The organism is Sorangium sp. So ce1504 (assembly GCF_051521635.1).
In the GTDB taxonomy this organism is placed as follows: Bacteria; Myxococcota_A; Polyangia; order Polyangiales; family Polyangiaceae; genus Sorangium; species Sorangium cellulosum_B.
On record NZ_CP150365.1, the window covers coordinates 4,249,455 to 4,271,183 of the forward strand.

14 protein-coding genes are annotated in these 21,729 nt (G+C 68.0%); 8 read left to right on the forward strand and 6 right to left on the reverse strand.

Annotated elements, in window-relative coordinates; all coding sequences use genetic code 11:
• Window positions 1-112: 112 nt before the first annotated feature.
• From WMF39_RS16140 to WMF39_RS16155, 4 genes are all read right to left on the reverse strand, one after another.
• Window positions 113-925, reverse strand: a complete 813-nt coding sequence (locus WMF39_RS16140; RefSeq protein WP_437746389.1) for a hypothetical protein — start codon at window positions 923-925, stop codon at window positions 113-115.
• 139 nt (window positions 926-1,064) lie between these two features.
• Window positions 1,065-1,991, reverse strand: coding sequence for an outer membrane beta-barrel domain-containing protein (locus tag WMF39_RS16145; RefSeq protein WP_437746390.1), 927 nt, complete (start codon window positions 1,989-1,991; stop codon window positions 1,065-1,067).
• A gap of 424 nt (window positions 1,992-2,415) precedes the next feature.
• Entirely contained in the window at window positions 2,416-3,774 is a 1,359-nt protein-coding gene (gene ftsY / locus WMF39_RS16150) for a signal recognition particle-docking protein FtsY (RefSeq protein WP_437746391.1), read from the reverse strand.
• A gap of 145 nt (window positions 3,775-3,919) precedes the next feature.
• Complete coding sequence (locus tag WMF39_RS16155; protein WP_437746392.1) at window positions 3,920-5,698, reverse strand: carboxypeptidase regulatory-like domain-containing protein; 1,779 nt, start codon at window positions 5,696-5,698, stop codon at window positions 3,920-3,922.
• 471 nt (window positions 5,699-6,169) lie between these two features.
• Between WMF39_RS16155 and WMF39_RS16160 the strand changes: the two genes are divergently transcribed.
• Both WMF39_RS16160 and WMF39_RS16165 read left to right on the forward strand, forming a co-directional pair.
• Window positions 6,170-6,970: a HEAT repeat domain-containing protein gene (locus tag WMF39_RS16160; RefSeq protein WP_437746393.1), complete on the forward strand. Its 801-nt coding sequence runs from the start codon at window positions 6,170-6,172 to the stop codon at window positions 6,968-6,970.
• 76 nt (window positions 6,971-7,046) lie between these two features.
• Window positions 7,047-7,916 (forward strand): HAMP domain-containing protein, encoded by an 870-nt coding sequence (locus tag WMF39_RS16165; RefSeq protein WP_437552771.1) that lies wholly within the window; start codon window positions 7,047-7,049, stop codon window positions 7,914-7,916.
• A 135-nt stretch (window positions 7,917-8,051) separates the two neighbouring features.
• On the opposite strand, the gene WMF39_RS16170 is transcribed toward WMF39_RS16165, so the two are convergent.
• On the reverse strand, window positions 8,052-8,375 hold the full coding sequence (locus WMF39_RS16170) for a YraN family protein (RefSeq protein ID WP_437746394.1): 324 nt from the start codon (window positions 8,373-8,375) through the stop codon (window positions 8,052-8,054).
• 241 nt (window positions 8,376-8,616) lie between these two features.
• Window positions 8,617-9,468 carry a hypothetical protein gene (locus WMF39_RS16175; RefSeq protein ID WP_437746395.1) on the reverse strand — a complete coding sequence of 284 codons (852 nt, stop codon included), beginning with the start codon at window positions 9,466-9,468 and terminating at the stop codon, window positions 8,617-8,619.
• A gap of 670 nt (window positions 9,469-10,138) precedes the next feature.
• Here WMF39_RS16175 and WMF39_RS16180 point away from each other — a divergent pair.
• The 6 genes from WMF39_RS16180 to WMF39_RS16205 all read left to right on the forward strand — a co-directional run bounded on the left by WMF39_RS16180 (window position 10,139) and on the right by WMF39_RS16205 (window position 21,669).
• On the forward strand, window positions 10,139-11,785 hold the full coding sequence (locus tag WMF39_RS16180) for a tetratricopeptide repeat protein (protein ID WP_437746396.1): 1,647 nt from the start codon (window positions 10,139-10,141) through the stop codon (window positions 11,783-11,785).
• A gap of 91 nt (window positions 11,786-11,876) precedes the next feature.
• Window positions 11,877-15,740 carry a tetratricopeptide repeat protein gene (locus WMF39_RS16185; RefSeq protein WP_437746397.1) on the forward strand — a complete coding sequence of 1,288 codons (3,864 nt, stop codon included), beginning with the start codon at window positions 11,877-11,879 and terminating at the stop codon, window positions 15,738-15,740.
• A gap of 11 nt (window positions 15,741-15,751) precedes the next feature.
• Complete coding sequence (locus WMF39_RS16190; protein ID WP_437746398.1) at window positions 15,752-17,233, forward strand: tetratricopeptide repeat protein; 1,482 nt, start codon at window positions 15,752-15,754, stop codon at window positions 17,231-17,233.
• Window positions 17,234-17,759: 526 nt separating this feature from the next.
• Complete coding sequence (locus WMF39_RS16195; protein WP_157906686.1) at window positions 17,760-17,999, forward strand: hypothetical protein; 240 nt, start codon at window positions 17,760-17,762, stop codon at window positions 17,997-17,999.
• 90 nt (window positions 18,000-18,089) lie between these two features.
• Complete coding sequence (locus WMF39_RS16200) at window positions 18,090-20,135, forward strand: AgmX/PglI C-terminal domain-containing protein (RefSeq protein ID WP_437746399.1); 2,046 nt, start codon at window positions 18,090-18,092, stop codon at window positions 20,133-20,135.
• Between the two features lie 625 nt (window positions 20,136-20,760).
• A complete protein-coding gene (locus WMF39_RS16205) occupies window positions 20,761-21,669 on the forward strand; it encodes a tetratricopeptide repeat protein (RefSeq protein WP_437552778.1) in 909 nt (302 codons plus the stop codon).
• The last annotated feature ends 60 nt before the right edge of the window (window positions 21,670-21,729 follow it).

Sequence of the window (21,729 nt, forward strand, 5' to 3'; positions counted from 1 at the left end):
AGCCCGTATCACACGAACCTGCACCCCGCTAGAGTGGCTCCCTGCAGAGGGTGCTTCCCGCCCGAGCTACCCCGGGCGGACCGGCTCGGTCACCGCGAGCCGGCGCAGCCGTCTACTCCGTCGTCTTGATGCCGGTGGGGAGTTGAATGCTCAGGCTCACGGTGACCATGCTCGTGAAGTGGAATTCGCGGTCCTTGTCGTCCACCTTGCGGTCGGGGAACGCCTCGTCCGTTCCGAGCCCGTGGTTGTCGAAGCCCGAAGTATTCCATGCGAACGGCAGGGCGCGCCACTCCGCGCCGAAGCCGATGAAGTCCGACGGGTAGAAGTTCCAGCCGAGGCCGAACGTCGGCGCGAAGGCCATGCGGCTCTCGAGCCCGAAGGTCTCCGCGCAGGCGTTCTGGGTGGTCGTGCCGCACTCCTTGCGCTCCTTCACGCCGATCGCCGCGGCTCCCGCGAAGAAGCTCACGTCGGTGTCAACGAAGAGCTCGGCGAACAGCGCCAGCTTTCCGCGGAAGGGAACGACCGTGACCTGTGGCGCTGCGACCCACTGGATCTGTCCGAGCTGATCCTTCGTCAGGTCGCCCTTGGTCAGGTTGACCCTGGTCAGCTGGCACGCCTTCGTGAACGGCTGGGTGTCGCAGTTACGCCCGTCGATCGCGACGCGCTGGAGCTCGTCCGTCAACCCGGTGTTGTACTGAAACCCGTACCCGCCCCAGGCGCCGAAGCCGAGCCAGTCCGTGAAGTGGTAGGTGAGCCGCAGGCCCGGCATGATCGTCCGCCGGTACTCGTCCAGCAGCGTGAACGATGCGCCTGGAGCCACCTCGAACCGCCCGTCACGGTGGAGCCGGAGCTTCCGCACGGCCGGCGCGCCGGCCAGAGGGCCCGTGAGCTGGATCTCCTGCGCCTCCGCGGGCGCAGCCGTCATCAGAAGTGCACAGCCGGTAAGCCCTGCCACCACGGTGCAGAGGCTCTGGACGAATCGACGCATCATGCCTGTCCCCGTCTTTGGCTGAATCATCCTATGTCTCGCGCTCGGCGTCTGCGCGTCCCCGCGTCCAAAGTCCTCACTTCGGCAGCCGGTATTCCCAGGAGAACGGCAGGAAGACCGACAGCCCGACCTGCGCCTGTACGTTGTTGGTGAAGCTCTTCCCCTCGGCGAGCCAGGTGCTCTTGTCCTGAGGGTTGTTTGTGTCGACGCTGGGGTTCTCGAGCTCGTCGAAGAAGATGTAGTCGCTGACCTCGAACATCGCCGCAAACCAGCGGTTGAAGAAGATGCGGAGGCCACCGCCGACGTGGAACGAGAGCTTCGGCTTCCAGTCGAAGGTGCGGTTGTCGGGATCGACGACGGCCATGGGCCTCGTCGAGATCGCGCCGACACCGCCCAGCACGAAGAAGTCGTAGTGGAAGATGAAGTCGCTGAACCCGGCGAACTTGCCGTACGCGGGGACGTACGTGAAGTTCGCATTCGCGTTCCACTGATACTCGGTGATCGGCTCGCCGATACGCGCCGCCCTGCTCGTCTGGAAGTTGAAGTCCGACGGCGTGTTGAGGGCACCGTACCAGTTGCCGTTGACCCCGATCGCGAGGACGTTGGTGAGGTACCAGTTGACCGCGAGCCCCGGCCCGTTGTGGCCGACGAACTGATCGTTCATCGTCAGCCCGAAGTACGGGTTCACCTCGAAGCGGTGGTAGCGCAGCGCGTAGATCTGCTGCACCGCGTAGGTCTCGTTCTTGAGATCCTTCGCGGCCTCCTTCTCCAAATTGATCGTGGGACACGCCGTCGGGTCGATCGCACAGATGTCCCCAAGCCCTGTCGTCTCGCCGCCCTCGCCAGGGGCCGCAGGCGCCTCCACCGGCTCCGTGCCCTCGGCAGGAGTCTCTGGCTCGTCGAGGTTGATTTCCTTGGGTTGCTCTTTTGGCTGAGCCAACGCCGTAAGCGGCATCGCGACCAGCGCAGCCGCAACGAGAAGCCCCACGCGAGCCTGGTTCATCGCCATCCCTTCCAAAGTCCGTGCGATGCGAGCGATCGATCGCCCAGGTAGTACAGCTTCCTAACTACTCGAATTCATTAAATAATTCGGTCAACCGCCAAGCCCGACGGACTATATCACGTCGAAAATAAAAGGATCAACAACCAAATCCTTTTGCCACGGACGACCGGCGGCGTCGCAGAGGGGGCCCGGCGGGTGGGCACGCGGCGAGCGGCAGACTCGCTGCACAATCACCGCGGGCTCGGATCGCCGGTGTGCTCGCGCCGAGGGCGCGACGATGGTGACGCCTGACGGGTTCAGCGGCAGAGGCGCGGCGTGCTGAGACATCGGAGCCATCGCCCGTTGGTTGGACCGGTGTCGAGCCGCGCGATTGGGTGGTGAGGAGAGATCGAGCGCCGCCGACGCTCACGCCGCGGACCGCGCGTCAGGCGGCCGCGTCTTCGGAGCCGCTGGCGCGGCCGAGCATCGCCTCAACGAACTCGTCGGACTCGAACTCGCGGAGGTCTTCCGCGCGCTCGCCGATGCCGACGTACCGGACGGGCAGCCCATGCTCGGCGCAGATGCCGAGGATGACGCCGCCCTTGGCGGTGCCGTCGAGCTTCGTCAGCACGATGCCGGTGATCGGCAGCGCCTCCTTGAAGAGCGCGGCCTGCTGCATGGCGTTCTGGCCGTTCGTCGCGTCGAGCACGAGCAGCGTCTCGTGAGGCGCACCCTCGAGCGCCTTGTTCATGGTGCGCGCGACCCGGGACAGCTCCTCCATGAGGTTCGTCTTCGTGTGCAGCCTGCCGGCCGTGTCGGCGAGCACGACGTCGGCGCCGGTGTCCTTCGCCTTCTGGATCGCGTCGAAGATCACCGCGCCGGGGTTCGCGCCGTCCTTGCCGCGCACGACCTCGCAGCCGACGCGCTTGCCCCAGACGTTGAGCTGCTGCACCGCCGCTGCCCGGAACGTGTCGCCCGCCGCGAGCACCACCGTCCGGCCCTCGGCCTTGAGCTGCGTCGCGAGCTTGCCGATCGTGGTCGTCTTTCCCACGCCGTTCACGCCGACCACCATCACCACGGTGGGCTGCGCCTTCAGCGGCAGCCCGCCGCCGGCGCCGACGCGCAGGATCCGCTTCGCGTGCTCGCGCAGCGCGTCCCAGACCTTGTCGGTGTCGGCGAGCTCGTTCCTGCTGAGCGCCGACCGGATTTCGTCGAGGAGGAGCTCTGTCGTCTTCACGCCGACGTCCGAGGTGAGCAGCACCTCTTCGATCTGCTCGACGACGTTGGGATCGATCTCCTTCTTGCCGGCGAACAGCGCCTTCAGCCGGCCGAAGAACCCCTCGCTCTCCCGCACCTTCGTGAGGCCTTTGCGGAGCCCCTCGATGTCGCGCTTGCGCGCGGCCGGAGGCGCGGTCTCCCGCGCTGGCCTGGCGGCCGGCTTGACGGCCGGCGCCTCGATCGCGGGCGCGATGGGCGCCTCCGTGACCGCGGTCGCCGTCGGCTCGATGGCGGGCGGCGGCGCGACGGGCGCCTCGACAGGGGCGGGCGCCGCCGCGGGCGGCTCCTCCTGCGGCGCGGGCTCCTTCGCCTTCGCCGGAGGAGCTTCCTCCGCCGGAGGCTTCTTCGGGGCACGCGGCTTCTCGGTCGGCTTGTCCGCCGGCTTCTCGGAGGGCTGCTTCGCCTTCTCCTGGAGCTTCTTCGGTTCGGGGGGCGCTGCGATCTCCGGTGGCGGCGCCTTCTTCATGACGAAGTAGACGATCGCCGCCACCACGACGAGGCCGACGATAATTAGGGCGATTTCCACGTTGGCGTTCTCCGGCGAGGGAGCCGACTATATGGGACGCACCCCATACGTCAACGTGCGGTCGCGCGGGGGCGCGATCCGGCCAGCGAAACGGCAGATCGGCGCGGCGACGGGGCCGGCGCTCCGCGGGCCCCGTGCGCCTGGCTCACGGGGCCAGCGGCGAGGCGCCCGGCTTGGGCTCCGATGCCCCGAGGTCCTGCTCGATCCGCTCGTCCACGGGATCGGGACCGAAGGCGGCGTGCTCGATCCGGTTCGCCCAGAGCTCGACCTCGCGCTGCTGAACCCTGCTCGCCACCCGGCGCACGTGCCCGGGCGTCGGCTCCGGCGGCCCCTCGAAGGGGGCTCCCTGGCGCCGCGCCCAGCGGACGAGGCGATCGAGGACGGCGCGGCGCCGCGTGACCAGCGCGATGCCCAGCTTGCTCGGCGACGGGAGCGCCTGCTCATGGCTGCTGTGCATCGGCGCGCGGACCACGAGCCTCGCGTCGCTCCGGTACGGCGCCTCGATCGAGAACTCGCCGACGTCGTCGGTCAGCGCGCGGGCGATGACGCCGCTGCCGTCGAAGGCGGGGACGACGATCACGAGCTCGGCGCGCGCGATGGGCGTTCCGTCATGCGCGTCGGCGACGGCGCCACGCCAGCCGGTCGCGCCCTCGAGCGGTCCCATGACGCGCACGCCGGCGCGGCCGGGCGGCGCGACGGGCCGCTCGTCGCCCGCGCGCGTTGTTGCGGCGCGCTTCGGCGCCCGCCGCCAGCCGCCGAGAACCCAGCCCGCGATGGCGAGGACGGCGGCGCCGAGCGCGATCTGCCGCCACGCCCCTGGGCCCGCGACGGGCACGTCGATCGCGAGCTCCGCGCCGGGGATCCACCACGGAGACGCGGGCACGTAGCGGAGCGAGATCGGGACCGTCCCCTCTCGCTCGGCGGTGAACGCGGCGATCACCCGCGCCTTGCCGCCGGTCACGGTGGCCGCCCCGACGGGCTCGCCCGCGCGCAGCGCCTCGACCACGCCGCCCTCGACCGGGCCGCGGGACGAGCGCACCTCGACGTCGATCGGCACGCCGTCCTCCGCGCGCGCCGGCTCGACAGGATGCGACAGATCGAGCGTGACCTGCGCGTACCGGACGACGCTCTGGCTGACGCTCGCCTTCGCGAGCGTGGCGGTTCCATCGAAGCGCGCGCGCAGCACGCCCTGGCCGGCGCCGTCGAGGCGCTCGGTCGGGAGCTCGAAGCGCGCGCGGCCGTCGCCGCCGGTCGGCGCCTCCGCGAGCCGCGCGCCGCGCTCGTCCTCGAGCACGACCAGGAGGCGTTCGCGCTCGAACGGCGCGCCGCTCCCGACGCCGCGCGCGCCGCTGCGATCGAGCCGGAGCGCCACGGTGACGTTCACCGTCGGGCGATCGAGATCGACCGCGTCGACCGGCGGATCGAACCGGAGGATCACCGGCGCGAGCGGGGCCGCGTGCGCCTCGAGCGGGATCTTCGTCTCGACCGCGTCGTAGAGCTTTCCCCCTGCGAACCGGATGCGCAGCGTGGCGTCCGCGAGCGGCGAGCGCCCGCGGAGGCAGAACCCGCCGCGCTCGTCTGTCGCGATCACGTAGCCGCCTTGCGAGGGGCGGGGCTCGCGGGCGCGCGCCGCGCCGTCGGCCGCGCACCCGTCGACCGCCGGCAGGACCGCGGGGGCGCCGGCGCTCGTGAGGGCATCGATGGAGAGCGGCGCCTCCGCGATCGCGCTCCGCGCGTCGTCGACCACGCTTCCGCGCACGACGAACCCGTCGGGCTCGGTCCATGCGACCGCCTCGATCTGCGCGCTTCCGCGCACATGGATGCGGAGCGGCGCACCTTGCGTCTGCGCGTGCGCCGCGGGCGCCGCCGCGAGCGCCGTGGCCGCGAGGAGCGCCCACGGCAGGCATCGTCTCAGTCCGCGCATCTCCCGAAGGCCTCCGGCGAGCTCCTCGTCATGGTCGCGCATTATCCGTCACGCCGACGCGGCACGGGCAAGGGGAAGCCGATCCGAAGCCGTGCCGAGCTCGCGCTCGCCCGGCGCGAGCGAGCGAGCAAGCGGCGAGTGCGGACGTAAGCGGACGTGAGCGGACGTGCACGCGAGCTCGCGGAAGCGCGTCGGATCGATGGCGGCAGCGGGTGGGTAGATAAGCGGATGGTGAAGCCGTGTTCGCCGTGAGCCCAACATGGTTCACGCGTTGAAGCGCCGCGGGCAGGCCGCGTCAAACCGTCCAGTCTGGTCGCAGCGAGGAGCGAGCGAATGCAAGGCAAAAGTGCGAGCGTGTGCGCACCAATTTTCGGGTGTAGACCCGCTGATCCGATCGCCACGGCGGCGATGCGCTCGTGTATCGTCGGACGTGGAATGCGTCGGCCCTTTTCAGTGCTCGTGTTGCTGGTTGTGACGCTTGTACTCTCGCTGATACCCACGAGGCTTTACGCGGATCAGCGCACGAGCTACCTCGCCGACCAGCTCAGGACCAACGAGGACTATCGCGTCCGCACGCAAGCGGCGCTCGCGCTCGGCGCGTCGGGAGACGACGCCGCCACGAGGCCGCTCTGCGACGCGCTCACGGACAGCAACGCGTCCGTCAAGGTCGCGGCGGCTGCGGCGCTCGGCAAGCTCGGCAAGACCGCGGGGCTCGCGTGCCTGGAGCGCGCCGAGGGGCGCGAGCAGACGCCGGCCGTCAAGTCGCAGATGCAGAAGTCGATCGCGGCGCTGTCCGCTGGCGGCGGCGGCGGCGGCGGCGGCGGCGGCTCGGCGGCGCCGCCGCCTCCGGGCGCGGACACGAAGTACTACGTGGCCATCGAGATCACGAACAAGAGCGGCCGCCCCGAGTCCGAGATCGAGCCGCTCGTGCGCGCCGCGATACAGTCGAAGATCCTCGCGAAGGCCGGCTATGCGGTCGCCCCCAAGGGCGAGACGGTGGCGCAAGGCAAGAAGATTCTGAACGGCAAGAAGCTGAAGGGCTTCTATCTCCTCGCCACGGTCGAGCCCGCCGTGTACCAGGGCGGCAACCTCACCCAGGTGGTCCGCGTCAGCATGTGGACCTATCCGTCCAAGTCGCTCCAGGGTGAGTTCGCGCCGAAGCTCACGCAGAGCGGCACCCCGAAGAAAGACGTCCAGAGCGAGAACATCCTGATGAAGATGTGCGTCGAGAACGCGGTCGAGACCTTCCACAAGGTCGTCGCCTCGCTGTGACGCACCTTCGCTGCTCGATATTGGCTTTTCCAGTGCCTCACGACCCCTGTCATCTCCAGCCAGCTTCGAGGATCCCATGAGCGACGCTTCCAGCACGGCCCCGCAGACCTCCGCGCCGGAGGTCAGAGCGCGCTACCAGCGGAGCGCGCGGAACTACCTGCTCGACCAGAACTTCCAGCTGAAATACACGGGGTTCCTCGTGGGGATCAGCCTTGCGCTCTCCGTGGCGCTGGGGATCCTCCTCTGGAACGCGAGCTCGAAGATCATCGAGCAGAGCCGCAGCGCCGTGCAGCAGGGGCAGGAGACCGTCCGTCAGGGTCAGGAGACCGTCAAGCGCGGCCAGGAGGTGCTCGTCCAGAGCCGTCGGGTCAGCGAGGTCGTCGCGATGAACATCGCGAAGGAGTACAAGGACGACCCCGAGCTCGCGAAGACGTTCGGCGAGGCGGCGCAGCTCGACGAGAGCAAGCTCAAGGACGAGCAGTCGCGGCTCGAGCGCGACGCGGCCACGCTGCAGCAGCGGGCGGAGGCGCTCGAGCGGCAGGCCGCCGACGTCGCGAACAACCAGCAGATGCTGCTCCGCCTCATCGTCGCGCTCCTGTCGTTGCTCGTCCTCGGCGTCGGCGTCGCGGGCATCGTCTTCACGCACAAGATCGCCGGGCCGATCTTCAAGATGAAGCGGCTGCTCCGTCAGGTCGGCGAGGGCAAGCTGATCGTGCGCGAGAAGCTCCGGAAGGGCGACGAGCTCCAGCACTTCTTCGAGGCGTTCGAGAAGATGGTCGAGGACCTGAGGGCGCGCCAGCAGGGCAAGATCGCCAAGATGGATGCGATCCTCGAGAAGCTTGAGGCGGGGGCGCACGCCCAGAAGGGGACGATGGAGATCGATCCCGAGGGTCTCTCCCAGCTGAAGCGACTCCGCAGCGAGATGCAGGAGCAGCTCGACGCGTGATCGAGCCCGCGCGCGGTCGATCGACGCACGCGCCATCCGAATCCAGCCCGAAATCAAGCCAAAAAATTAGGAAACATCAGGCCGCGCGCCCCCGCACGGCCTCGACTGGATCCCTCCGGCCCTACCGTCACCGCGCTAGAAGGCGGCTTTGATGATCTCGACGCTCGCTTCTCCGCTCGGGAGGAACGTCACGGACGCGGCGTCGAAGCGCATCCGCTCCACGCCGCGCACGCGCGAGAACGTGGCGCGCCAGAGCCGCTCGCCCGCTCGCCGCACACGGGCGCGCTTGCTCGCGTCGATGCTGTCGAGCGCGCGGACGTATGAGCCGGCGCCGCGCGTCCGCACCTCGATGATCACGATGACGGGGCCGTCGCGCGCGACCACGTCGATCTCCAGCCGCCCGACCCGCGCGTTGCGCGCGACGATCTCCACGCCCTGCGCGGCGAGGTGAGCGACCACCGCGTCCTCCGCGCGCGCACCGAGCGCTCGCCGCGCGTCGGCTGCCGGAGCGCCAGCGGGCCCGAGCGCGGCCCGGCTCGTCGCCGAAGCCGCCGGTGCGCTGCGCGTTGCGGTGCGCCCGGGCGGCCGGCCGTCGTGTGAGCCCGAATCGTCGCTGGGAGGGAGGGAGAGGGAGGTGCCGGCCAGATCGGCCGTCGTCGGGCGAGGGCTTCGCGAACCGCGACGGCCGGTCACCCGACGCCTAGAAGCCTTCGCACTGGTCCGAGTTGGCGCGGCCCTGCACGTCGCCGCAGGCCCCCTCGTTCTCGAACCCCGTGTTCTGCTTGATGCAGTACTTGCCGGTGATATTCGGGTCCCCGAGGCCGACGTTCGGCCGGATCTCCGAGCAGGTGAAGCCCTGCGGGCACTCGCAGAAGTTGAAATTCGGGTCGTCCGGCTCGCCGTCGGCAACGCCGCACCGGCACGAGCAGTACACCGCCTGCTGCGCGTTCCGGTTCGAGTTGGCGGCGCACTGGCCGCACACGGGCGACGCGACCTGGTCGTCGGTCCCCGGCACGCAGCAGGCTTTGCCCTCGTTCTCTGCCGCCGACTTGGTCGGGTCCTGGCAGCCGGTGAAGCCGTCGCGGCAGAGGTAGAGCTTGCAGACGCCCTCGTCGCACTTCCAGCCGCTGCCGGGGCAGTCCGCGTCGACGCCGCAGCGACAGAAGGCGCCCGCTGCGTCGCACATGCGGCTGAGGCACTGGCTCGCGCCACCATCCGGCCTCGACGGTTCGCAGTCGGGCGCGTACGTCCCCGACTCCTCGCAAGTGGTGCACCCTCCCTGCCCGGGTATGCACGTCGCGGGCGCCTCCTGGCCGAGCGGGCAGCTCACGCGCCCCTGGAAGTGGTTCACCAGGCAGATCCGCGTCTGGCACTGGAAGGATCGCGATTCGATGTTCTCTTCCGTCACCTTGAAGCCAGCGAACTGCGAATCGTACTCATCTTCAGGAAGACACGGGTCGCCGACGCCGCCGCTCTCGCACGCGGAGGGCAGGCTCGCCATTGCGACGACGCTGAGCAGGCCGAGCAGGCCGGACAGAATGGAACGGGTCATCAGAACGTGCTCCTTCGGCGGCGGTGCGCGCCACCGCTTCGGCAGAGGCGCGCGGACGGGAGGCAAGAAAACGCTCAAGTCGAGGTGCTCAAAGGCACAACGTCAGCGGTTGGACCCTAGACGAAGCGCGCCTCGAGCGTCAACAGCCGGATGGGGCGCGCCCGTCCACGTCGCCGAGGTGGGCGGGCGCCGCCGGTGCGAGGCGTTCGACCCTGAGCGCGCTGGTCCCTTGGCAGCGGACGGTCAGGCTGCCGCCTGGGCGGCAACAGTGCGGCGAAGGCGCGACGATCGCACTTAAGGAAGCGAGCGCGCCTCCGTTCGATAATTCCACCGTCGACTCCTACGCAGTGCGCAACCCCAAGGCCGACCCGGCGCCCGGTGTCTCAGGACGGGAATGCAAGAGGGGGCCCCTCGCCCGGCATCGCTTGACAAGCTGCGCGCCACAATCCTACCATCCCCCGCCACACGCAAGTATCCGTTGATTCTCATTGAACTTTTTGGTTCCTGACCGAGCTGCCTCGGGGGTCTACGGCGCGCGTTCTCCGTGTGTGGAGCCGCGAACGGGGCGAAGGGGCCACGATCTTTACGTCGCCGAAAGCGAGGAACGACGATGCGGAACCGGGTGGCGAGTATCTGCCTTGTAGCTTCTGCCCTGTTGCTATCCCCCGCCGTGGGGCATGCGCAGCCCGGCAAAGGTAAGCCCGTCGCGGCTGAAAAGGCGGACGCCAAGGGCGAGAAGAAGCCCAGCAAAGAGGTCAGCGCCGACGAGGATGCGGGCCCCGTGACCGCGGGGCAGATGACGGAGGAGGCGGCGCAGGGCAAGCGGCTCTTCGACAGCGAGCGGTGGAGCGACGCCGCGCGGCAGCTGAAGCGCGTCGTCGACGGCGACACCGGCGATGACGATGGCAACAAGCAGATCGCCCAGTACCACCTCGCGATCGCGCTCTACCGCCTGCAGTTCTACCAGGCGAGCTATGCGATCTTCTCGCAGATCGCCGACAAGCCGAACCACCTCAAGTTCAACGAGACGCTGCTCTGGCTGTCCAAGCTCGCGACGCAGCTCCCGGAGCCGGCGGACATCATCGAGCGCGTCGGCAAGTACAAGACCGAGCAGATCGCGCGGTTCAACAACCCCCAGCAGCGCGACCTCTACTGGCAGCTCAACTACCTGCTCGGCCGCTACAAGTACCGGAACCGGAACTACGAGGAGGCCATCAGCCTCTTCGCCAAGGTCGACCCGAACAGCAAGTACTACGTCCAGGCCCAGTTCTTCAGCGGCATCTCGTACGTGCAGCTGCGCAAGTCGGTGCCGGCTGTCAAGTCGTTCCAGCGCATCGTCCAGGCGATCGACGAGGGCGTCGAGGGCCTCGAGGACGAGGCGCGCATGCGCGACCTCGCGTTCCTCTCGATGGCGCGCACCTACTACTCGGCCTCCGTCCGCCTCGACGACAACAACGTTCCGACGATCGACGCCGCGAAGCTCTCGGCCGCCGTCAAGTACTGGAACCGCGTCGACGTCGCGAGCGAGTACTGGCTGGACAGCCTCTTCGAGCAGTCCTGGGCGTACTTCATGGCCGGGCTGTACCCGCAGGCGCTCGGCAACATCCACACGATCGAGTCGCCCTACTTCCCGAACTCGTTCTATCCCGAGGCCGACATCCTGAAGGCCGTCGTCTCGTTCACGATCTGCCAGTACGGCGACGCGACCACGATCGTCGCGAAGATGAAGAAGAAGTACGAGCCGATCAAGAAGGACCTCGAGTCGATCCTGGTGCGGTACCAGGGGGAGGGGAACGAGGAGCGCTTCTTCCAGTTCCTGAAGGACGTGGGCGCCGGCAAGGGCGACATCCCGCCGAGGGTCCGGCCGATCGTCGAGAACGCGCTCTCCGACCGCCAGCTCCGCCGCAACATGGAGTACGTGCGCATCCTCGATGAGGAGGGGGATCGGTTCAAGAAGGCGCCCGCCAACTTCCGCAACTCTCCGGTCGGCAGCGACGTGACCGACGCGCTCGAGTTCGCGAGGAGCCTCGCGATCCGGAACGCCGGCACGCTCGGCCGGGAGCGCTACCAGCGCAACCTCGACGAGCTCAACGAGCACCTCCGCGACTCGTCGAAGATCCTCATCGACATCACCGCGGCCGAGAGGAACAAGCTCGATCAGCAGGTCGTCAGCGGCCAGCTGTCGAAGGAGGACGCGCTCACGTACGGCGTCGTCAAGCCCGACGACGAGCACGTGCTCTGGCCGTTCGACGGCGAATACTGGCGCGACGAGCTCGGCTTCTACCGGCAGGTCGTGACGTCGAAGTGCAGCAAGTGAGCGATTTCATCATGGTTGGCCCCTCGGCCAGAGGTCGCGGGGCAGGCAGCGCTTCCTCACGGGGGTCCGTGGCGGAGGGACGGAGATGGAGATGAAGCAGTCGAAGTTCGGTGTACTGCATGCGCTCCGCGCGGCGGCGGGTACGTTGGCCGTGGCGGCGTGCGCGGTCACAACGAGCCCCGCGTCGGCGGCCGACGCGTGCATCACGCAGCCGGCGAAGGATGCGATCGCCGCCTGTCCGGGCGGCAAGCTCCAGGTGTCGGCGGGCAAGAAGCCGCAGGTCAGCTTCAAGTCAGCCCCGCAGGGGATCCAGCTGAAGAAGCGCGAGGACTTGACGAAGCCGGCCAATCCGACCGCGTCACAGGCCTCGGCGCAGCGCGACGAGCGGCGCAATCGCCTCGCCCCGAAGGTGAGGAGCCTGCTCGTGACGGAGATCCAGGGGCTCGAGGGCCTGTATTCCTCGACGCCGAAGAACGCGCCGGACCGGCCGAAGCTGATGCGGCGCCTCGCCGAGGGCTACGTCGAGCTCGAGTCGGCGGCGTTCCGCGACAAGACCGAGGGGCAGATCAAGGCGGACGAGGCCAAGCGGAAGAACCCGAAGGCGGTCGCCGGGCTCCGGGCCGAGATCGCCAAGGCCGACAAGATCCTCGTCCTCGCGCGTAAGCAGGCGATCAAGTACTACACGGACCTGAAGACGCAGTATCCGAAGTACTGCCAGAGCACCAACGCGGCCGACCCCGCGAAGAGCACGGGCTGCACGGACGAGGTCCTCTACTACCTCGCCTATGAGTACGAGCAGGCCCAGCAGCTCGAGGACGCTCGCAAGGTCTACTTCGAGCTCATCAAGAACTGGCCGAACTCGAAGTACATCCCGAACGCGTACCTCGCCTTCGGTGAGCTCTTCTTCAACGAGGCGCAGGGCGACCCGTCCAAGTGGGACCTGGCGGAGCAGTCGTACGTCAAGGTCACCCAGTACCCGCCGCCCGAGAACAAGGTCTGGGGCTACGCCCACTACAAGCTCGGGTACGTCTACTGGAACAAGGGCGACTTCGCCCGCGCCATCAGCGAGTTCAAGAAGACGATCGAGTACGGGCAGCAGTTCCAGCAGATGCCGAACGCGGCGCAGCTCGCGATCTCGGCGCGGCGCGACATCATCCCTGTCTACGCGCTCGCGGGCGACCCGCGCAAGTCGCACGACTTCCTCCGTCCGCTCAGCGGCGACGCGAGCGGCAGCTCCGAGAAGACGTTCAAGATGATGGACGACCTCGGGCAGAACTACCTCGACACCGGTCACTACAAGGAGGGCATCGAGCTCTACACCGACCTGATGACCCGCGATCGGGGCCCGAGGTACTGCGTCTACCAGGGGCACATCGCGGAGGCGACGCTCGCCATGAAGTCTGGCAACAAGGACCAGATCATCGGCGAGCTCGGGCGCCAGCTCGACGTCCACAACAAGTTCCAGGGCGAGGGGCACCCGGCGGACGCCAAGCTGAAGTGCTCGAACATCACCGCCGGTCTGCTGACCGAGACGGCGATGGCCTGGCACCTCGAGGCGGTGGGCTCGGGCGGCGTGCGCGGCACCGGCGACAAGAAGACGATGCAGCTCGCCGCGCAGCTCTACGACAAGGTCGTCAACAACTTCAAGCAGGAGCAGTTCGCCAAGTTCGAGTTCCCCCGCATCCTGAAGGAGGACTGGCCGAACATCTTCAAGATCAAGTACGCGATGGCCGACCTTCTGTACTTCCAGAAGGACTGGGCCAAGTGCGGTCCCGCGTTCGACTCGGTCGTGGCCGAGGATCCGAACGGCCCGCAGGCGGCTGAGGCCGCGTACGCCTCGGTGCTCTGCTACCAGAACATCTACACCGAGACCCACAAGGACGGCTCCGACAAGAAGGGGTCCGGCAACCTCCCCGACGGGGGGACGAGCAAGAAGGGCGACAAGAAGGCGGAGAAGGCGAAGTTCCAGCCGAAGGACTTCAGTGACAGCCAGAAGGGCATGATCACCGCCTTCAACCGGTACGTCTGCTACATCAAGCCCGCGGCGAACGACAAGGAAGCCCAGGAGCAGTACGTCGAGGTGAAGTACGCGCGCGGCCGCACGTACTTCGAGGCGCAGCACTGGGAGGAGGCCGCGCTCGCGTTCCGCGACGTGGCGCTGAACCACGCCGACAAGGAAGTCGGCATCTACGCGTCGCAGCTCTACCTCGAGTCGCTCAACGTCCTCGGCGCGAACATGGACCCGCCGCGTCCGTCTTGTTACGACGACATGGCCGCGGATGTGCCCAAGTTCATCGATCTCTACTGCAAGGGTGGCAAGGAGAAGGAGAACGCCGAGCAGTGCGGCATCCTGATCCGCATCCAGCGCGACATCGAGCGCCTGCGCGCGCAGAAGCTCGTCGAGGCTGCTGACGCGGCCGGTGGCGTCGAGGCCCTCAAGAACTATGAGAAGGCCGCCGTCGCCTACATGGACATGTGGAAGAAGTACGGCGAGGCCGCCTGCGAGGCGAAGCAGCCCGCGTGCGAGAAGAGCGAGGAGGTCCTCTACAACGCCGCGAAGGCGTTCCAGGCCGCCCGCCTCATCGCCAAGTCGATCTCGGCCCGCAAGATCCTGCTCGATCCGCGGTACAACCTCCACAACACCGAGCTGGCGAAGACGTCGATCTACGAGATCGGCGGCAACTACCAGGCGATCGCGGTCTACGACGAGGCGGCGAACTGGTACGAGCGCTACGCCCGCGAGAACCCGAAGGGGGAGAAGGCCGCCGAGGCGCTCCAGGACGCGGTCGTGCTGCGGCTCGGCCTCGGTCAGGAGGACCAGGCGATCAAGGACGCCGACCTCTTCAACAAGAACTACGGCAAGGCGAAGCCGGCGCAGACGGCGCAGATCGCGTTCGCGATCGGCGCGCACTACATCGATCGCGAGGACTGGGATCAGGCGCGCCGGCGGCTGTCGACGGCGATGCCGCAGATCGATCGCAACGCGACGTTCGACGTCCAGGTGCAGGCGCACGCGATGTACGCGCGCGTCCTGTTGCAGACGAAGAGCGTGACCCCGGCGAACGGCGAGTACAACAAGGTCCGCGGCTACTGGAAGGACCCTGCGGCCGCGCTCAAGAAGCTCGACGCGATCGGCGGCGAGGAGCCGGAGAAGCTGCGCCGGCTCGGCAAGGTGCTGACCGCGGTCGGCGAGGCCTACTTCCACTTCGCCGAGCAGAAGCGGAAGGACGTCGATAAGATCAAGTTCCCCGAGTACAAGGGCTCCGGGAACCGCGAGGACGTCCTCAAGCACATCAACACCAAGGTTGCCGACTGGGTGAAGAAGAAGCGCCCGGCGATCGAGGCGGCCGACGTCGAGTACCAGAAGATCCTCAAGCTGGAGCCGACGCCTCCGCCGAAGTGGGTCATCGCGGCCGGCGCGCGCGTCGGTCAGATGTGGGGCAAGTTCGTCGCCGAGTTCCGGGCCGCGCCCATCCCGAAGGAATGGAAGGGGCACGGCATGGTCCCGGGCACCGACGTCTCGTACGACGAGATCCGGGGTGAGTACTACTCACGCCTCGACGAGGCGAGCGAGCCGCAGAAGCAGATGGCGAAGGGCGCGTTCAAGACCTGCCTCGACCTGTCCGTGAAGTACCAGTACTTCGACGACTACTCCCGTACCTGCGAGGTGTGGCTGTCGAAGAACTACGGCGCCGAGTACCACCTCATCGACGAATTCCGTGGCTCGCCGTCGCGGGTCAACTCCGGCATGAGCGAACGCCCTGCGCCGCTGAACCTCGACGGGACCGCCTTCCGAGAAGCGCTGACCGCGACCGACAAGCCGGCTGCGAGCAAGGACAAGGAAGAGGGCGAGGACAAGAAGGCGGGCGAGGACAAGAAGGCGGCGCCGGCGGCGGCTGGCGCGTCCAAGGAAGGCTCGGCGCTCGATCGGGCCACGACCCGACCCAGGAAGTGATGGAGCGAAACATGAGAAGCATCACCTCATTGGCAGCGGTTGCGGTGCTCCTTCTGGCCGCGACGGGTTGTGGCGGCGGCAGCACCGGCGGTACGGCTCACGGGGCGAAGGACCCGACGACGGGCAAGACGATCACGGACAGCAAGGGTCAAGCCGTGTCGGTCGAGGCGGCCAACAAGTTCAAGACCGCCATGGACTCCATGGTCCAGCACGACAAGGCTGGGGACTGGTCCGAGGCGACTTGCAGCTCGACGGCCCAGCTGTTCCTGGACGCGGCGGACGAGCAAGGGGACACGACGTTCGCCGAGGCCATCTACAACGCGGGGCTCGCGTACCAGCGTTGCAAGAAGGACTCGGAGGCGAAGAAGCACTTCACGCAAGCGCTTCAGAAGAACCCGAAGTTCCACCCCGCGCGGGTCCAGGTGGCGCTCTACAACCTGGCGGAGTCGGGCGAGAGGAACCTCGACGCGGCGATCAGCGAGATGCGCCAGGCCGCCGTCGTCGATGCTCAGTACAAGAACGTCGAGGCGCTCGTGCACCTCGCGCTCCTGTACATGAAGCGCGGCAACCAGGTCGCGGACAACGATGGCCCCAACGACTTCCAGCGCGCGAAGCGGTACATCCAGAGCGCGCTGGCCGTCGATGACGCCTTCATGCCCGCGTTCAACCAGCTCGCGATCTACTACCTGGAGACGGCGAAGCAGAAGGCGGGCAGGAAGACGGGCAAGGCGGTCGCGACCAACGTCAGCAAGCAGAAGAAGGTCGACACGCAGGCGCTGGAGCTCGCGGCGCTGGTCTGCTCCCAGGCCATCCGCAAGAACCCCAACTACGCGCCGATCCACAACACCGCGGGGATGATCCAGGTCGAGCTCGCGAACCTGAACGGCGCCGTGCAGGAGTTCAACCTCGCGAGGAGGCTCGATCCGACCTTCTACGAGGCGCAGATGAACTACGCGGCGGTGAACCTCCAGTTCCGCGGGTTCCAGCAGGCGGACGAGGCGTACCGCGCGGCCCTGAAGATGCGTCCGAACGACTACGACGCTCATCTGGGCCTCGCGCTCGCCCTGCGCGGTCAGATCGATGACGCGAACTTCGACAGCATGGTGGCCGCCGCCAGCGCTGAGCTCGAAGCCGCCAAGAAGGTCGCCCCCGAGCGCGCCGAGACCTACTACAACGAGGCGATCCTGACCCAGGAGTACAAGGCGAAGTCGGGCGGCAAGGGGGCCGAGGGCGCCCTCATGTCGGCGAAGGGGCTGTTCGGTCAGTTCATCCAGAAGGCGGGCGCTAGCACCGAGTTCGCCGACGCGGTGAAGCGGTCGAAGGAGCGTATGAGCGAGATCGACCAGATCATCGCCTTCAACAAGCAGACCGAGGCCGAGCGGAAGGCGGCCGAGGCCGACATGAAGACGAAGGAAGCCGAGCAGGAGGCAGCTGCCGGGAGCGAGGGCGAAGGGGGCGAAGCGACGACCCCGGCCCCGGCTCCTGCCCAGTAGCGGAGCCTCGTCCTGCGCGCTGTCGATGGCGGGGTGCAGGTTCGTGTGACACGGGCTCAGCCGCTAGGCAGGCAAGTGAGGCGTACAAGGTACGCCGCAGCGAGCCGAACGACGCGGATGAGCCCGTCGCGCACGAAGATGCGCCCCACCACAGCGGACGTCCCGATCGGTCCGGGTCGCAACGAGGGTGAGCGAGGGATACGGTAGTATTCCGGGCGAGCTCGACGGGCGGGGCGGACCGCGTGGCGGTGCGACAGACAACGGCACCTGGAGCCCCCTTCTCTCGCTGCACGAAGCTGCATCAAGGAGAAGGGGGCTCGCTCTTTTCGTCTTCGTCGCAGCTCTCTGGGAACCTTGGGTAGAATCGGTTGTCGAGGCGTGTGTGGGTCGTGCTCTCCGACGCCTCGATAGCATGCGAAGCTGGTTGACCGGCCGCCGCGGAAGGCGGTACAATGGCACTGTAACCGAGTCGAAACATTGTGAGGAGGCTGGAATGAGAGGGTTGACCCGATTGGGTGCGGGAGTCGTGGCTGCCGTTCTTACGAGCGTGGTTGCCTCATCGGCGTTCGCGCAGGGAGCGGCTCCTGGTGGTGGGAAGAAGGACGAGGGCTACGGGTACGAGTTCTCGGACGATCCGCTGAACGCCGGTGGGTTCGGCCCCAACGACGCCACCATCCGTGTGCGGCCCGGCCCTGTCCGGACGACGCTGATCAGGCCCCGCACCTCGTTCGTTCCGGAGATGCTCAAGTCGGTCGAGAACCTCTGATGTGACGGGCAGGTTTGGCACCTGCCCTATCGATTTACCCCCCGGTGCTGGGGGCGTGCGCCGCGCGGCGCATAGGGAAGGCTGGCGGAGATGGAAGGCAAGCAAAGGGTCGCTCTCACATTTGCGCTCTACCAAAACGAGGCGCTCGTCCGCCGGGAGACGATCACCCAGGATATCGTCAAGGTAGGCAAGGACGCGAAGAGCCATCTGCGTGTCGATGACGAGCTTGCCTCGCGCATGCACGCGGTCATCGAGGTCGCCTCCCCGCAGGACATCACGCTCATCGATCTCGGCAACGAGCCGGGCACGATGGTGAACGGGGCGCGCGTCAACAAGTGCAAGATCAGCCCAGGCGATCAGCTCCAGATCGGCGGCACGAAGATCATGCTGGAGCGCGCGGAGCCGGTGGCGGTCGCCGCGGCCGCGGGACCTGCGAAGCCGGTTCCCGCCAACCCGTTTGCGGCGGCGCCTGGTGGGAACCCGTTCGGCGCTGCGGCGCCCGGGAATCCGTTCGCGGCCGCGCCGCCTGGGAACCCGTTCGCCGCGGCCTCCGCGGGCGGCGCGGACCCGTTCTCCTACAACAACCCGTTCGCGCAGTCGGCGCCGGCCGTCGACGAGGTGCCCCCGGACGCGCCCGAGGGCTCCTACACGTACACGCTCGTGAAGAACGGGCCGGACGTGCCGAGCGACGAAACCGAGGTCCCGGCGGCCTCGGTCGAGGTCATGATTCTGTGGGATGCCGCGGTGCTCCACGTCGAGCACCTCACGCCGCCGCGCTCCTTCTACGTCGGTGAGGAGGCGGGGAAGAACTTCAAGTGCGACTACTTCATCCCCTCGGAGAAGCTCGGCACGACGCGGGCGCCCATCATCCTCGCGGATCGCTCCGGCTCGGTCTCCGTGGTGCTCCTGCCCCGCGCGACCGGCACCATCGAGATCCCGGGTAGGCCGAAGATGACGGTGCAGCAGGCGATCGATCAGGGCCTCACGCAGCCGTGTTCCGAGCTCTCTGGCGCCTATCAGATGGCGCTTCCGTCGGGCGGGAAGGCGAAGGTAGAGCTCGACGGCATCGTCTTCCAGGTGTCCGCCGTGAACGCAGGCAAGGTCGTGGCCGGCCACCTCCAGCTGGACACGCAGAGCCTGCTGTACACGGGCCTCTCGATGGCGGTTCACCTCGGGCTGCTCGCGGCGATGGCCTTCTTCATGCCGCCCCTCGGCGATACGGGCGAGGACGGGATCTCCGCTGACCAGCAGTTCCTCATCCAGCAGTACCTCGCGGCGGCCGCCGAGAAGGAGATGGAGGAGAAGGAGACCGAGCAGATCGCCGACAACGCGGCGGACAACAAGGAGGGCGGCACCGGTACCCGCGCCAAGGGTGAAGAGGGTTCGATGGGTAACCCGAACACCAAGGCCACCGGCAACCGCTACGGCGTCCAGGGGCCCGCCGACAACCCGGATCCGCACATCGCCCGCCAGGCCGCGCTCCGCGACGCCGCGGAGTTCGGCATGATCGGGCTGCTGAACGCCGGCGCCGGCGGCGATCCGAACGCGCCGACCGCGCCGTGGGGACGCGACGATTCGCTCGGGAACGATCCGCTGAGCGCCCGCGGCAACATGTGGGGCGATCAGATCGGCGACTCGTTCGGCGCTGGCGGCCTCGGCCTCTCCGGCATCGGCGAGGGCGGCGGCGGGCGCGGCGAGGGCATCGGCCTCGGCTCGATCGGCACCATCGGGCACGGCGCCGGCACCGGCACCGGCCAGGGCTTCGGCTCCGGCCATGGCCGCCTCGGAGGGTCGCATCGCACCAAGCCGCCGCAGGTGCGCATGGGTGCTACCAGCGTGAGCGGCCGTCTGCCCCCCGAGGTCATCCAGCGTATCGTCCGCCAGAACTTCGGTCGATTCCGGCTCTGCTACGAGAACGGGCTCAGGAACAACCCGAATCTCCAGGGACGTGTCGCGGTGCGCTTCGTCATCGGGCGCGACGGCGCGGTCTCCAACGTGGGTAACGGCGGTTCGGATCTGCCCGATAACGGCGTGGTTTCCTGCGTCGTTCGGGCGTTCTACGGCCTGTCGTTCCCGCAGCCCGAGGGCGGTATCGTCACCGTCGTCTACCCGATCATGCTCAGCCCCGGCGGCTGAGCCCGCCTCACCGCTCGGTTCGAGCGAACGCCCCGCACGCGAAGTGCGGGGCGTTTTCCGTTTCAGCGCTGGATGCGGCCGGCGCCAGGCGCGGCCGGGGGTCTGCGGCGAGCGCTGTGGGGTGGCCAGCTCGGCGTCCGCCGCGCGGGGTAGGGCGGGGGGCCCCGCGTGAAGGCGCTGCAGCGAGGCGCATGCGCGGGGTTTGAAGCCCTGGACTTCCGCGGTTGCCTCCGCCTATTCTCGCGTCGCCGCGCGAGGTTCAACGCGCGCCACCTCGGGACGCTTGTGACGGTGCCACACGGAGCGGGGCAGCCCGTCTCCTAGATTGCTGACGGAGCGGCGCAGCCGTCTCCGGGACGCTGGAAGGAGCGGCGCAGCCGACTCCGGGATTGGGGACGGAGCGGCGCAGCCGGCTCCGGGATTGGGGACGGAGCGGCGCAGCCGACTCCGGGACGCTGGAAGGAGCGGCGCAGCCGGCTCCGGGATTGGGGACGGAGCGGCGCAGCCGGCTCCGGGACGCTGAAGGAGCGGTGCAGCCGACTCCGGGACGTTTTGAAGAGGGGCGACGCGACGCCCAGGTCACTCAGAGGCCGGCGATGCCGGGGCCATTCGAAAGGTGAGCGAGATGAAGCTTGGGGCATTCTTGATGGTTGGCCTGGTCGCGGCGAGCGCGGCAGGCCTGGGCTGCAGCCGACACCGCCAGGAGGCCGTCATCCTGGCGAATCAGGCCGACAAGGAGGTCGCCGTCAACCCCGACGGTGCGGCCAACAAGTACGAGCAGGCGACCAAGCTCGACCCGAACAACCACCGCATCTTCTTCAAGCTGGCGATGGCACACAAGAAGTCGGAGTCGTGGGACAAGGTCGCATCGACGCTGGCTCGCGCCACGCAGATCGCCCCGAAGTTCGCCAACTACTGGTTCGAACGGGGGTGGGCGCTCGAGCAGCAAGCGAAGAAAAAGACGATCTCGTACGAAGAGGCCAAAGAGCCGTACCAGAAGTGTATCGAGAACGACCCCAACTTCGCGGATTGCTACTCCCAGCTCGGGAACGTCTACCTCTGGACGGACGACGAGCAGAAGGCGCTCGAGAACCTCACCAAGGCGATCGAGCACAATCCGAACGAAATCCGCTACTACGCGGCGCTCGCCGACCTGTACACCCGTCTCGGGTACACGAAGGAGGCCGAGCAGGTGCTGAAGGAGGCGAAGTCGTTCGCGAAGCCGGGGGACAAGTACCTCTTCGGCGTCCACAGCCTGCTCGCGTCGGTCTACCAGGACCGGGGGTCCACGGCGGAGATGGTGTCCGAGCTCGAGGCCGCCAAGGCGGTGGCGCCCACGGATGGTCCCGAGTCGGTGCAGATTCTCTGGAGTCTCGGGAGCACCTACGCGACCCTGGATCCGCCGCGCAAGCAGGAGGCAATCCAGATGCTCAAGGGGTTCACCACGCGCGCCTGCAAGGGATCGAAGGCGGCGAGCTTCAAGACCGAGTGCGAGACGGCGAACACGCTCGTCGCGCGGCTCGGCGGTCAATAGCCGTGATGCCGCGCGCGGCACGGGGCACGTAAGCGTTTCAATTCGTTCGAAGGTCGGGGC